The sequence below is a fragment of the Lentzea rhizosphaerae genome (assembly GCF_042649515.1).
GTDB classification, from domain to species: domain Bacteria; phylum Actinomycetota; class Actinomycetes; order Mycobacteriales; family Pseudonocardiaceae; genus Lentzea; species Lentzea aerocolonigenes.
Map to the genome: position 1 here is coordinate 164,964 of NZ_JBHRZI010000014.1, position 12,195 is coordinate 177,158.

13 protein-coding genes are annotated in these 12,195 nt (G+C 69.8%); 4 read left to right on the forward strand and 9 right to left on the reverse strand.

What is annotated here, in order from left to right:
* Nucleotides 1–298 precede the first annotated feature (298 nt).
* The 5 genes from ACFOWZ_RS16820 to ACFOWZ_RS16840 all read right to left on the reverse strand — a co-directional run bounded on the left by ACFOWZ_RS16820 (nucleotide 299) and on the right by ACFOWZ_RS16840 (nucleotide 6,095).
* Nucleotides 299–2,128 (reverse strand): transketolase, encoded by a 1,830-nt coding sequence (locus tag ACFOWZ_RS16820; RefSeq protein WP_382373434.1) that lies wholly within the window; start codon nucleotides 2,126–2,128, stop codon nucleotides 299–301.
* Between the two features lie 5 nt (nucleotides 2,129–2,133).
* Nucleotides 2,134–3,210, reverse strand: coding sequence for a transaldolase (tal, locus tag ACFOWZ_RS16825; RefSeq protein WP_382373436.1), 1,077 nt, complete (start codon nucleotides 3,208–3,210; stop codon nucleotides 2,134–2,136).
* 92 nt (nucleotides 3,211–3,302) lie between these two features.
* A complete protein-coding gene (locus ACFOWZ_RS16830) occupies nucleotides 3,303–4,070 on the reverse strand; it encodes an ABC transporter ATP-binding protein (RefSeq protein ID WP_382373438.1) in 768 nt (255 codons plus the stop codon).
* A complete protein-coding gene (locus ACFOWZ_RS16835; RefSeq protein WP_382373440.1) occupies nucleotides 4,067–5,125 on the reverse strand; it encodes a FecCD family ABC transporter permease in 1,059 nt (352 codons plus the stop codon). Before ACFOWZ_RS16835 ends, ACFOWZ_RS16830 begins: the two co-directional genes overlap by 4 nt.
* Nucleotides 5,118–6,095, reverse strand: a complete 978-nt coding sequence (locus tag ACFOWZ_RS16840; protein ID WP_382373442.1) for an ABC transporter substrate-binding protein — start codon at nucleotides 6,093–6,095, stop codon at nucleotides 5,118–5,120. The genes ACFOWZ_RS16835 and ACFOWZ_RS16840 overlap by 8 nt, the downstream gene beginning before the upstream one ends.
* A gap of 87 nt (nucleotides 6,096–6,182) precedes the next feature.
* Here ACFOWZ_RS16840 and ACFOWZ_RS16845 point away from each other — a divergent pair, with 87 nt between their 5' ends.
* A complete protein-coding gene (locus ACFOWZ_RS16845; protein WP_382373444.1) occupies nucleotides 6,183–7,388 on the forward strand; it encodes an MFS transporter in 1,206 nt (401 codons plus the stop codon).
* A 33-nt stretch (nucleotides 7,389–7,421) separates the two neighbouring features.
* Here ACFOWZ_RS16845 and ACFOWZ_RS16850 read toward each other — a convergent pair whose 3' ends face one another.
* From ACFOWZ_RS16850 to ACFOWZ_RS16860, 3 genes are read right to left on the reverse strand one after another with little or no spacing between them, the layout of a single operon-like run.
* Nucleotides 7,422–7,976: a hemerythrin domain-containing protein gene (locus ACFOWZ_RS16850; RefSeq protein ID WP_382373446.1), complete on the reverse strand. Its 555-nt coding sequence runs from the start codon at nucleotides 7,974–7,976 to the stop codon at nucleotides 7,422–7,424.
* Between the two features lie 10 nt (nucleotides 7,977–7,986).
* On the reverse strand, nucleotides 7,987–8,643 hold the full coding sequence (locus ACFOWZ_RS16855) for a hypothetical protein (protein ID WP_382373448.1): 657 nt from the start codon (nucleotides 8,641–8,643) through the stop codon (nucleotides 7,987–7,989).
* 1 nt (nucleotide 8,644) lies between these two features.
* Nucleotides 8,645–8,971: a plasmid stabilization protein gene (locus ACFOWZ_RS16860; RefSeq protein ID WP_382373450.1), complete on the reverse strand. Its 327-nt coding sequence runs from the start codon at nucleotides 8,969–8,971 to the stop codon at nucleotides 8,645–8,647.
* Between the two features lie 82 nt (nucleotides 8,972–9,053).
* Between ACFOWZ_RS16860 and ACFOWZ_RS16865 the strand changes: the two genes are divergently transcribed.
* From ACFOWZ_RS16865 to ACFOWZ_RS16875, 3 genes are read left to right on the forward strand one after another with little or no spacing between them, the layout of a single operon-like run.
* Complete coding sequence (locus tag ACFOWZ_RS16865; protein ID WP_382373452.1) at nucleotides 9,054–10,238, forward strand: cytochrome P450; 1,185 nt, start codon at nucleotides 9,054–9,056, stop codon at nucleotides 10,236–10,238.
* Nucleotides 10,235–11,029, forward strand: coding sequence for an SDR family oxidoreductase (locus ACFOWZ_RS16870; protein WP_382373454.1), 795 nt, complete (start codon nucleotides 10,235–10,237; stop codon nucleotides 11,027–11,029). Before ACFOWZ_RS16865 ends, ACFOWZ_RS16870 begins: the two co-directional genes overlap by 4 nt.
* Nucleotides 11,014–11,625, forward strand: coding sequence for a flavodoxin family protein (locus tag ACFOWZ_RS16875; protein ID WP_382373456.1), 612 nt, complete (start codon nucleotides 11,014–11,016; stop codon nucleotides 11,623–11,625). Before ACFOWZ_RS16870 ends, ACFOWZ_RS16875 begins: the two co-directional genes overlap by 16 nt.
* Here the strand turns inward: ACFOWZ_RS16875 and ACFOWZ_RS16880 are convergent.
* Nucleotides 11,535–12,122, reverse strand: a complete 588-nt coding sequence (locus ACFOWZ_RS16880; protein WP_382373458.1) for a phosphatase PAP2 family protein — start codon at nucleotides 12,120–12,122, stop codon at nucleotides 11,535–11,537. The two genes, ACFOWZ_RS16875 and ACFOWZ_RS16880, sit on opposite strands and share 91 nt — an antisense overlap.
* Between the last annotated feature and the right edge of the window lie 73 nt (nucleotides 12,123–12,195).

Here is a 12,195-nt window from a genome sequence, read left to right on the forward strand (position 1 = left end):
CCCCGCCAAAACGAGCCAGCGAGGTTGCGGACACCAGCCGCTTAGCTGTGAAGGGTGAGGCCGGATCGGTGAACGGGTACCCGGCGAGCATGAGTCAGCCAGTACCCCCACCGAGTCCCGTGCCGAACACGCCGGGCCCGGACCAGCCGCAACCAACCGGGCCCGACCAGCCCCAGCCGCCCGGTCCGAACCAGCCGCGGCCCGGCCCGGACCAGCCTCAACCACCGGGCCCGGACGCGGATCCCCTGCGGCCTCCCGGCCCGGACCCCGACCCGATCCCCCCGATGCCGGAACCCGCCTAACCCAGCATCTGCCGCGCCGCCTCCACCACGGCCTCCGCGTCGATGTGCGCGGCGTGCATCAGCTCGTCCGGCTTCCCCGACACCGGCATCCCACCGACCGCCAGCTTCCTCACCGGCGGCCGCGCCGAACTCTGCGCCAACGCGTCCAGCACCGCATCCCCGAGCCCACCTTCCGGCCAGTGGTCCTCGACGGTCAGCACCGCACGCGTCTCGGCAGCAGCGGCCAGCAGCGTGTCTCCGTCGATCGGCTTGAGCGAGTAGCAGTCGATCACGCGCACCCGAATACCCGAAGACTCCAGCACGTCGGCAGCCTTCTCCGCCTCGGACACCGTGATCCCGCACGCGACGATCGTCAGCACGTCGTCAGAGCTCGACCGCAGCACCCGGCTCCCACCGACGCGGATGTTCTCGTCGGGTGACGTGCGCACGGGTGTCTTGCCGCGCAACGTCCGCAGGTACGAGATGCCCGGCAAAGTCGCCATTTCCGCCACCAGCGCGGCCGTCTGGTTGGCGTCGGACGGGTGCAGCACCGTGCTGCCGTGGATGGCGCGGAACATCGCGATGTCCTCCAGCGCCATCTGGGACGGGCCGTCCTCGCCGATCGACACGCCGGCGTGCGAGCCGCACAAACGAAGATCCGCCCGGGAGACCGCGGCCATGCGGACGAAGTCGTGGGCTCGCGTCAGGAAAGCGCCGAACGTCGAGGCGAACGCGACCCAGTTGCGGGCCTGCATGCCCACCGCGGCGGCGATCATCTGCTGTTCGGCGATGAACATCTCGAAGTAGCGGTCGGGGTGGGCTTTGGCGAACAGCTCGGACATCGTCGAGTTCGACACCTCGCCGTCGAGCACGACCACGTCGCCGCGCAGACCGCCGAGCTCCACCAGCGCCTTGCCGTACGCCTGGCGCGTCGCCACCTCCTCGCCGATCTCCCACCGGGGCAGAGCGCCGCCGTCGGTGCTGAAGCGACAGGGCGAACCGGGCCGGGGAGTCTGAACGGTAACCGAGAGTGAACGGACGCCGCCCAGCTCCTCGATCGCCTCCGCGGGCTCCTCCAACGGCTTGCCGTGCTTGCCCGGCTGGTCGTCGACGGCCTTCACGCCGTGTCCCTTGTGTGTGCGGGCGAAGATCACGGTCGGGCGGTCGGTGGTGGACGTGGCCTGCGCGAGAGCGGCGTCGATCGCCTGGACGTCGTGGCCGTCGATCGCGATCGCCTTCCACCCGAACGCTTCCGCGCGGGCGACGTAGCCGTCGAGGTCCCAGCCGAGCATCGTCTCGCGGGTCTGGCCGAGGCGGTTCACGTCGACGATCACCGTCAGGTTGTCGAGGCCCGCCCAGCCCGCGTGCTGGAAGGCCTCCCAGATCGAGCCCTCGGCCATCTCCGAGTCACCGCACAGCACCCACACGCGGTACGGCAACTGGTCGAGGCGTTTTCCGGTCAGCGCCAGGCCCACGCCGACGGGCAGGCCGTAGCCGAGTGAGCCGGTCGCGACGTCCGTGGGCGGAATGCGCGGGGTCGGGTGGCCTTCGAGCCTGCTGCCGAACGAGCGGAAGCTCAGGAGTTCCTCGTCGGTGATCGCGCCGGCCGCCTTGAGCATCGCGTAGTACAGCGGTGAGGCGTGGCCCTTGGAGAAGATCAGGTGGTCGTTGGCCGGGTTGTCGGGAGTGGCGTAGTCGAGCCTGAGGTAGCCGTCGAGCAGCACGGCCATCAGGTCGGCCGCGGACATCGACGACGTCGGGTGCCCCGAGCCGCCGGCGTCGCTCGCGCGGACCGAGTCGACGCGCAGCTGCTGGGCGAGTTCGTGGCGGAAGTCGTGGTCGGGCAAGGGGTTCACCTCGCAGGTTGGGCGGTGAGGCTGTCGAACAGCCGTTGGTAGGAGTCGGCGAACTTCCGCACACCGTCGCGTTCCAGCTTCGCGGTGATGTCGCGGTAGCTCACCCGGATCTCGCCGAACCGGTCGAGCACGCTCCGGGCCGCGTCGACGCCGCGGGTCAGCGTGTCGGCGACCCGCCCGTGGTCGAGGAACGCCTCGATCGTCTTGCGCGGCATGGTGGTCACCGTTTCCGGGCCGATCAGTTCTTCGACGTAGCGCGTGTCGCGGTAGGCCGGGTTCTTCGTCGACGTGGACGCCCACAGGCACCACTGCGGGGTGGCGCCGGCCTTCGCCAGGTCGTCCCAGGCCTTGCCGGAGAAGATCTCCAGGTACTGCTGGTAGGCGAGCTTGGCGTTGGCGATCGCGAGCCGGCCCTTGAGCACCTCGTGGCCGCGCATCGCGTCGAGCCGCGCGTCGGCCTCGGTGTCCACTCTGGACACGAAGTACGACGCCACCGAAGCGACCTTCGACAGGTCACCACCAGTGGCGCGCAACCGCTGAAGGCCGCGCACGTACGCCTCGGCCGCCTCGCGATGACGGTCGAGCGAGAACAGCAGCGTCACGTTGACCGGGATGCCGTTCGCGATCGACTCCTCGATCGCGGGCATGCTCTCCGACGTGCCGGGGATCTTCACGAACAGGTTCGGCCGGTCGACCATTTCGTGCAGCCGCCGCGCCTCGTCGATCGTCGCCTGCGTGTCGTGCGCGAAGTTCGGGTCGACCTCCATCGACACCCAGCCGTCGCGCGGTGAGGTGCCCTTGCCGGCCAGCAGGTCGCAGGCGTTGCGGATGTCCTCGGTGGCGAGGGCGAGGAAGAGCTCCTTGCGTTCCAGCCCGTGCAGGTCGCGCTTCTGGGCGTCGTAGGCGTTGCCGCTGCTCATGGCCTCCTGGAAGATCGTCGGGTTCGACGTCACCCCGAGCACGCCCGACTCGACGAGCGCGGCGAGACCACCTCCGCGCAGCAGGTCTCTGGACAGCTGATCCATCCACGGGCTCTGGCCCCGTTCGGCTAGACCGTGGAGTGCGGTGCGCATGAGGAATTCCTCCCGTCGATCGGGTCCTCTTGACGAGTACCCGTGACGGGTTTTGCAACACACCGCACCCCTGCGGACTGAAACCGGGCAGGTCAGCGAGCCGGTTCGCGGTACCCCACGGCCAGGTGCCCCAGGCTGTCGCGGCCGACCTCGGCCTCCACGTCGAACACGTCGCGCAGCCACGACGAGGTCAGCACGTCTGCGCCGGCCCCCTCGGCCACGACCGTACCGCGGTGCATCAGGACCAGCCGGTCGCAGTAGCGGGCGGCCAGCGCGAGGTCGTGCAGAGCGACGACGACCGTCTGGGTCGTGCTGTGGACCAGCTCCATGAGCTCCAGCTGGTGCCGCACGTCCAGGTGGTTGAGGGGCTCGTCCAGCAACAGCGCCTGCGTGTCCTGGGCCAACGCGCGAGCCAGGTGCGCGCGCTGCCGTTCACCGCCCGACAGCTGCTTCCACGGCCGGTCCGCCAGCCCTTCCAGGTCCAGCCGGGCGAGCGCCGCCGCGACCTTCGCGTGGTCGGAGGCGTCCGGGCCGCGCCACCGCGACCGGTGGGCGGTGCGGCCGAGCATGGCCACCTCGGCCACTCGCAGATCGCTGTCGGTGTCCGCGGTCTGCTCGACGAACGCCATCTTGAGCGCCCTCTGCCGCGCAGGCCACCGCGCGATGTCCTCGCCGTCGTACACGACAGAGCCTGCATCCGGCGTGCGCAGACCGGCGATGCAGCGCAGCAGGGACGACTTGCCGGAACCGTTCGGCCCGATCAGCCCGACGGTCTCACCACTGGCGACCGTCAGCGTCACGTCCCGGACGATCGTCTTGCCCGGCACGCCCCAGCTCAGGTTCTTCGCCTCGATCCTCACAGCTCACCCCGCTTGCGCAGCACCAGGAGGAACAGGGGCACGCCGAGCAGCGCGGTGAACACGCCCACCGGCACCTCCAGCGGCGTGAAGATCACGCGGGTGAGGGCGTCCGTCCACACCAGGAACACCGCGCCCACGACCGCCGACAACGGCAACAGCCTGCGGTGCAACGGACCGACCATGAACCGCACGCCGTGCGGCACGATCAGCCCGACGAACCCGACCGCACCGACAGCGGCCACAGCCACAGCGGTCAGCACGGACGTCGTCACCAACAACACGGTGCGAGTCGTGCGGACGTCGATCCCGAGAGAGGACGCGGTGTCCGTGCCGAACGCGAACCCGTCCAGCGCGGAAGAGCACAACCACACCACAAGCAACCCGACGGCCAGAACGACCGCGCACACCACCACGGACGGCCAACGCGCGGACGCGAGCGAACCCAGCAACCAGTTCGTGACGGCACGAATGCTGTCGGAGTCACCGGACGCCAGCAGGATCAACGACGTGAGCGCCGCGAACAGCTGGCCGACGACGACACCGGTGAGCACGATCCGCACGGAGTCGAGCCCTGTTCGCTTCAGCAGCAGCATCAGCAACCCGAACGCCACCAACGCACCCACGAGCGCACCACCGGTCACGCCGACCTGGGACCCGGCGAACCCGAGCACCACGACGATCACCGCACCGGTCGACGCACCGCTGGACACGCCCAGCAGATACGGATCGGCGAGCGAGTTGCGCGTGATGCTCTGCAACACCGCACCGCACACCGCCAGCGCGGCACCGACGAGCGCGGCGAGCAGCACCCGCGGCACGCGCAGGTCCCAGATCAACGAGTCGAGCAGCCGTGGCAGCGGGACCACGTGCAGACCCAGGTGCCCGCCCACGGACCTGCCGATCTCCGCCCAGCTCGTGCTGACCCCGACGCGGACACCGAGCACGAGCGACACCACGAGGACGACGAGGCTCAGCACGACGACGAGCGTGTTCTTCTTGCGTTGAACCGGTTCCGGGGTGTCGACGACCGGTTCCAGAACAGTCGCCTCAGCCACGGCCGGCGATCTTGTCGAGGCCGGCGGCGAACCCGCGCAGGACGTCGACCGAGCGGACCGACGGGTCCATCCCGGTGCCGTTCAGCTCGATGATCCTGTTCTCCTTCACGGCCCTGAGCTGCGAGACGGCCGGGTGTTCCCGCATCATCGCGAGCTTCTCGCTCGCCTTGTCACCGAGGTTGCCGCGCTCGGTCAGGTCGCCGATCACGATGACGTCGGGGTCGCGGCGCGCGATCTCCTCCCAGGAGGTCTCCGGCCACTCGTGGTCGAGGTCGTCGAACATGTTGGTGGCACCGGCGATCGTGCTCATCTGGTTCGGCATTCCGCCCTTGCCCGCGACGTACGGGACGCCCTTGAAGACCGAGTAGACCCACACGACCTTCACCGGTTCCCGTTTGACCGCCTGGACTTCGGCGACGATCGCGCGCTGGTCGCTCGTGAGCTTGGCGGCCTTCTCCGAGACGCCGAAGATCTTGCCGAGGTTCTCGTAGTCGCGGAACAGCCGCTCGAACGCGGGCGTCGTGCCGTCCGGGCAGTCCACCGCGCTCACGAACGTCGGCACGCCGAGGGACTCCAGCTCGTCGCGCGTTCCAGCCCGGTCAGCCGTGAACAGGTCCTGAAACCCCGACACCACGACGTCCGGGTTCGCCGCGCGCAGCGGTTCGGCCGTGAGAATCTTCGGCGAGAGCACCGGGACCTTCGCGTAGGCGTCGGCGTACTTGGGCAGCACCTTGGTCTTGACGTTCGCCGTGCCGGCCATCCGGTCCTGCAGTCCCAGCTCCAGCAACGTCTCCGTGGACGACTGGTCCAGGGCCACCGCCCGCTGCGGCGTGCTGGTGAACGAGAGCTGCTTGCCGCAGCTGTCCACCACCACCGACTGAGCCGTTGGCGCCTGAGCGCCTCCCGGTGTGGCGCAGCCCGCGGCGAGCACCGCGACCAGTGCCAGGCCGAGCCGGGCGGGGTGTGACATCGAATCCTCCAACAGGTGCCAAGAACGATCTCGGCTACTGTAACGACAATCGTTTTCACAGAAAACCTCTCGAAAGGCACAAAACTCGTGGTCCCGGACACAGTGCGCGGCACGTCGGTGCTGCGCAGCGCCCAGTTCCTCCGCCTCTGGACGGCGACCACCGCGTCGGGCATCGCGACCTGGGCCCTGCCGTTCGTCCTGGGCCTGGCCGTGCTGTCGCGTTCGCTGACCGCGGTGGAACTGGGCGTCCTGCTCGCCGCGCGCACCGCGGGCTTCCTCGCCGCCGTCCCGATCAGCGGCGTCCTGGCCGACCGCTACGCCCGCCGCCGCGTGGTCCTGTGGTCCGGGTTGATCTCCGCTGCCGCCGCACCCGTCCTGGCCGCCTTCGTGGGCGAGTCGCTGGTGCTGTCCGCCGCCGCGGCCGTGGTGATGGGGGCGGGCCAGGGCGCGTGCCGTCCCGCGTTCCAGGCACTGACGGCCGAGGTGGTGGAAGGCGACCAGCGTCAGCAGGCCAACGCCGCGATGACGTTGTCCGTGCGCGTGACGACGTTGGTGGCGCCTGGCCTGACCGCGTTGCTGGCGTTGGTGGTGAACACGCAGGTGCTGCTGCTCGGCATCGGCGCGCTGTGGCTGGTGGCCGCGCTGGTGCCGCCCGCGGGAACCGGCCAGGTGAGCAGGAGCGGCACGAGTTTCGTGGCGGAGTTCCTCGACGGTGTCCGCGAGGCCCGCCGGCACCCGTGGTTCCTGGCCGGACTCGGCGCGCTGACCGCGGTCATCGCCACCGGGTACTCCGCGACCGGTGTGGTGCTCCCCCTGGTGAGCCGCGACCGCTATGGCACGGAGGCCGTGCTCGCGGGCGCGTTGACCGCCTACACGCTGGGTGCTCTGGCCGGCGCGCTGCTCATCGCGCGCTGGCGGCCGCGCGCTGCCGGGTGGACCGCGCTCGCCGGTCTCGCGCTGTACGGGTTCGCGCCGCTGAGCCTGCTGCTGCCGGTGCACCCGTTCGTCGTGCTCGCCGCCTACACGGTGGCGGGACTGGGCATCGAGCTGTTCAACGTGCCGTGGTTCACCGCGACGCAACGCGAGGTCGACCCCGGCAAGCTCGCCCGTGTGTCCTCTTTGGACTTCCTGATGTCGTACGGCCTGGCGCCCGTCGGCCTCGCGCTGATCGCCCCGGCCATCTCGGCGTTCGGTGCCACGGCGGTGCTGGTCGCGTGCACGGCGATCTGTTTCGCCGCACCGGCTCTGGCCGCGCTGACACCGTCCGCACGCGACTTCGGGCCGCGCCGGTGACCGGCGCGGCCCGAAACAGATGTCCGTGAAGGTCTACTTGCCTGCCTTCTGCAGCTCGCGCTTCAACTGCTCCTTGCTCATGCCCGCGGCTCCTTCGACACCCAGGTTGCGCGCCTGGACGAGGAGCTCCTCCTTCGTGGCCTGGCCGGGCATCTCGCCCAGGTGGTCGGCCCTGCTGCGGGCGAACCGCTCACCGAGCTGGTAGCGGCGTTCCGCGCTGAGACCCTTGCGCATGCCGGGGAGGACGGTCTTCTCCTCCTCCTCGACGTGGTGCGTGACCGACTCGACGACCTTCTGCAGCTTCTGGTCGTACTGCGGCGAGTCGTACTCGCAGTCGAGCAGCTCCGCCAGCAGCCGCTCGGCCTGGGCGTGCTCCTCCTGGCTGTGCTCCACCTCGTCGGTCTCCCCGGCCTCGTCCTTGGCGACCGGGTAGACTTCGGACTCCTCGGCGCGGCTGTGGGCGACGAGCAGCCCGCACAGCACCGGCGTGAGCAGCGGTCGTTTCTCCGGGTGGTTCTTCAGCTCGTCGAACAGGCGCTCCACCTCGCGGTGGTCCTGCATGATCAGGTCGACGACGTCGTACTGCACGGCGGTCCTCCTACTGGTGATTGCGGGGATAGCGGGTGCTGATCGGCGCGACACCCCGTCGCGCGATCCGGCCGAGCGCCACGCCGAACGCGGCGATCACAGCGACGGCCACGACGAGACCGATGACGATCGACCACGTCAGGCCTGCGTCCAGAAGTCCTGCCGCCGCACCGGCGATGACGCCCGCGACGAGACCGTTGACGAGGTTCACCAGGCCGGAGACGCCCAGCGCGGTGCCGATCAGCCGCGGTCGCCGTGCCTTGCGCCAGCCGGTCTGGCCCGCATCGACCTCGACGCCCACCGTGTCGTCGTGCACCTGCCGGACGAAGGCTTCCCTCGTCGACGGTTCGAGATCGCCGTAGATGTGCCGGATGCGGTTGATCCCCAGGCCCGCCTGCACGTCCTCGATCGTGAGCTCGACCGTCCGGAACATCGTGGCGAGCCCGATCAGGAACAGGCCGGTGAAGATCACCAGCATCAGCGTCAGCAGCACCTTCAGCGGCACGACCTGAGCCACGAAACCCAGGGCGATCATCGACGCGGAGATCGTCGTGAGCAGGTGTCCCGCCCTGCCGGTCGCGTCGGTGATCGTCGCGGTGCGCACCATCTGCAGCGTGTAGTGCTCGGTGGTGAGGATCGTCAACGCCGCGTTCTTGTCTTCCGGCACTTCAGCGTCCGAGGGCGTCGGCGAGCTCCTTCTTCGTCATGGTGGAGCGGCCCCTGATGTTCTTCTTCTTGGCCTCGTTGTAGAGCTGCTCCTTGGTCAGGCCCTTCGGCCTGTTGGTGCCCGACCGCTGCCCGCCGCGCTTCTGCGGCGACGTGTCCTTCGTGGACGACTTGCTCGCGGTCTTGGACTCGCCGGACTGGGCGCGGTTCTTGTTCACCGTGCGCGCGGCGATCTCCTTCGCCCGCTTGGACGAGGCACCACGGCTGCGGGCGGAGTCCTTGATGTGCTCGTACTGGCGTTCACGTTTCGCGTTCGATCCCGCTGGCATCACGACCTCCTGGTTCGAGCTGAGCCGCGAATACCCCCGGTCAGGGCGGTTCACACCTGGGTGACGACGGGTAACCACGCCCATGGCGATCTCAACCCGATTCGACACGGCCCGTGTGCTGGCCTCGGTCCTGCTGCCCACCCTCGCCAAGGGCGTCATCGTCCGCAGGCCCGGCGTCATGGCGGCCGCTGAGAAGGTCCAGTCCGACACCAGGGCCATCGACACGATGAGGAAGCTGCGCGACCGCTACGGGCCGGAGCCGGTGCGGTTGCGCATCACCGGCCGCAGCGTGGCCGTGCTCGTGGACCCGACCGACGTCGGCAGGCTGCTGGAGGGCTCACCCGAGCCGTTCTCGCTGGCGACCAAGGAGAAGAAGTCCGCGCTCAAGCACTTCCAGCCGCACGGCGTGCTCATCTCGGAAGGGCAGGAGCGCGAACGGCTGCGGGAGCTCAACGAGCGCGCGCTGCGGCCGGAGAACGTGCCCGTCGACGCGATCGTGCGCGACGAGGCCGATCTGCTCACCCGGCACGTGATGAGCACCGGCGAGCTGACCTGGGACTCCTTCAGCCAGGCGTGGTGGCGGATCGTGCGCAGGGTCGTCCTCGGTGACGGTGCTCGCTCGGACGACCAGCTCACCGACGACCTCAAGGCGCTGCGGGAGAACGCGAACTGGGCGTTCCTGCACCCGAAGCAGCGCGGCCTGCGCGAACGGTTCCAGCGCAGGCTCGACGAGCACCTCGCACGGCGTGAGGAAGGCAGTCTGGCCGCCCAGCCGGGTGATCTGTCCGGCCAGGTGCCGCACTGGTTGTTCGCGTTCGACGCGGCCGGGATCGTCACGATGCGGGCGCTGGCCATCGGCGCACGCGGCAGGAACGGCATCCTCGAGTCCGCACGACTGTGGCCGACCACGCCGGTGATCCTGCGGGAGAGCACCAAGCCCACGCGCTGGCACGGCAAGTGGCTCCCGGCGAACACGGAGTTCGTCGTGTTCACGCCGTTCTTCCACCGCGACCCGGACCGGCTGCCGTACGCCGACCGGTACGCGCCGGAGATCTGGGACGGCCCGCGCGATCCCGCGATCGTGCCGTTCAGCGGCGGTCCCGGTGTCTGCCCCGGCCGTGACCTCGTGCTGGCGACCGGAAGCGCGATGGTGGACGCGCTGAGCGAGCACCTCTCGTTCCCGAAGCTGAGCACACCGCTGCCCGGAACGCTGAACCACTTCGCGCTCCGCATGCCCGCGACCCCGATGGGTACACGCGTGTCATGAACGCACCCCTGTACGCCATCGTGACCGGATCGGACTCGGGTATCGGCAAGGCCGTCGCCGTCGCACTCGCGGGCGGCGGCGTCGACGTGGGCATCACGTACCACGAGGACGCCGACGGAGCCGCGAAGACCGCTGACCAGGTGCGGGAGGCAGGCGCCCGCTGTGCCGTGCGGCAGCTCGACCTGACGAACCTGCCGGACGCGGCCTCGGTCGTGGACGAGCTGGCCGAGGAACTGGGCGGTGTCGACGTCCTGGTGAACTGCGCGGGCACCGGCAGCAGCCAGAAGGCCGTCGACATGCCCTTCGACCTCTGGCGCTCGGTGCTCTCGGTCGACCTGGACGGCGCCTTCCTGTGCTCGCAACGCGCGGCCAGGCGCATGATCGACGCCGGTCGTGGTGGCCGGATCATCAACATCACCTCCGTCCACGAGCACCTGCCGCGAGTGGGTGCCGCGCCGTACTGCGCCGCGAAGGCCGGGCTCGGCGCGCTCACCGAGGTGCTCGCGCTCGAGCTGTCCGAGCACGGCATCACCGTCAACTCCGTGGCACCGGGCGAGATCTCGACCCCGATGACCGGCCAGGAGGACGTCGACCCGCACACCCAGCCACGTCCGGGCGTGCCGCTCGGACGGCCCGGCCACGCGGCGGAGGTCGCGGCCGTCGTGGCGTTCCTGGCCACGCCCGCAGCGAGCTACGTGACCGGAGCGTCGTTCGTCGTGGACGGCGGGATGTCCCTGATGGGACCGCAGGCGAGCGGAATGCTCACCGACGACAAGTGGAGGCAGCCCTGATGCGCGCCGTGGTGCTGAACTGCACCCTGAAGAAGTCCCCCGACCAGTCCAACACGGACCTGCTGGCCCAGGTGGTGATCGACGAGCTGGCCAAGAAGGACGTGGACGTCACGACGTTCCGGCTCGCCGACCACGCCATCCCGCCGGGTGTGTCGACCGACCTCGGCGACGGCGACGAGTGGCCGCGCATCCACGCGGCGTTGCTCGACGCGGAGATCCTGGTGTTCGCGACGCCGACGTGGGTCGGGCACCCGTCCTCCCTCGCGCAACGGGCGCTGGAGCGGATGGACGCGATGATCTCCGAGACCGACGACGAGGACCGCCCGGTCGCGTACAACCGGGTCGCGGGCGTCGTGGTGACGGGCAACGAGGACGGCGCGCACCACGTGATCAGCGAGATCGCCGGCGGGCTCGGCGACATCGGCTACACGATCCCCGGCCAGGCGTGGACGTACTGGAACCGCGGCCCAGGCCCCGGTCCGAGCTTCTCCGAGACGTCAGAGGGTCACGAGTGGTCGGAGAACACCGGCCGCACGATGGCGGCGAACCTGCACGCCGTCGCCCTGGCCTTGGCAGAGCGCCCGATTCCCGCCTGAGCGAGCGCGACCACCGCGCCGATCAGCAAGCCGCCCAGGACGTCCGTGGGCCAGTGCACACGGGTCCTGAGGCGGCTGTAGGCGACCAGCAGCACCAGCGGCGTCACGAACACGGCGGCCCCGCGATCCTCCAACGCGGTGGCGGTGCCGAACGCGGCAGCCGTCACCGCGTGCTTGGAGGGGAACGACGAGGAGTCGGGATGTTCCGGCAAGGCCTTCCGCGCGGGCATGCTGGCGGCCTGGGGCCTGCGCCGGTGCACGACCACGCTGACGAGATGACCGATCGGCATGGCGACGGCCGCGGCGGTGAGGGCCCGCTTCGCCGTCTTCTTCTTGCCGGCCAACGCGAGCAGGCCGGCCACGGGTAACCAGAGCAGACCACCGCGTGCCGTGACGCTGGCGGCGATGATCACCGGGTGCGGGCGTCTGGTGGGCAGCGCCTCGCTGTTGTGCAGGGAGTCCTCGTCGAGCTCTTCCAGCTCGTCCTCGCCGTTCATGCAGGCCTAGATACAATGCCGTGTAGTTAAGGCGTGGGCCTGGCTGTCAAGGCGGCTGAAACGAGGCAACGGA

Excerpts from the sequence above, each read along its gene's own strand:
- ACFOWZ_RS16865 (WP_382373452.1), top strand. The coding sequence starts at position 9,054 with ATGGCGATCTCAACCCGATTCGACACGGCCCGTGTGCTGGCCTCGGTC.
- ACFOWZ_RS16880 (WP_382373458.1), bottom strand. The coding sequence starts at position 12,122 with ATGAACGGCGAGGACGAGCTGGAAGAGCTCGACGAGGACTCCCTGCAC.
- tal (WP_382373436.1), bottom strand. The coding sequence starts at position 3,210 with ATGCGCACCGCACTCCACGGTCTAGCCGAACGGGGCCAGAGCCCGTGG.
- ACFOWZ_RS16870 (WP_382373454.1), top strand. The coding sequence starts at position 10,235 with ATGAACGCACCCCTGTACGCCATCGTGACCGGATCGGACTCGGGTATC.
- ACFOWZ_RS16860 (WP_382373450.1), bottom strand. The coding sequence starts at position 8,971 with ATGCCAGCGGGATCGAACGCGAAACGTGAACGCCAGTACGAGCACATC.
- ACFOWZ_RS16840 (WP_382373442.1), bottom strand. The coding sequence starts at position 6,095 with ATGTCACACCCCGCCCGGCTCGGCCTGGCACTGGTCGCGGTGCTCGCC.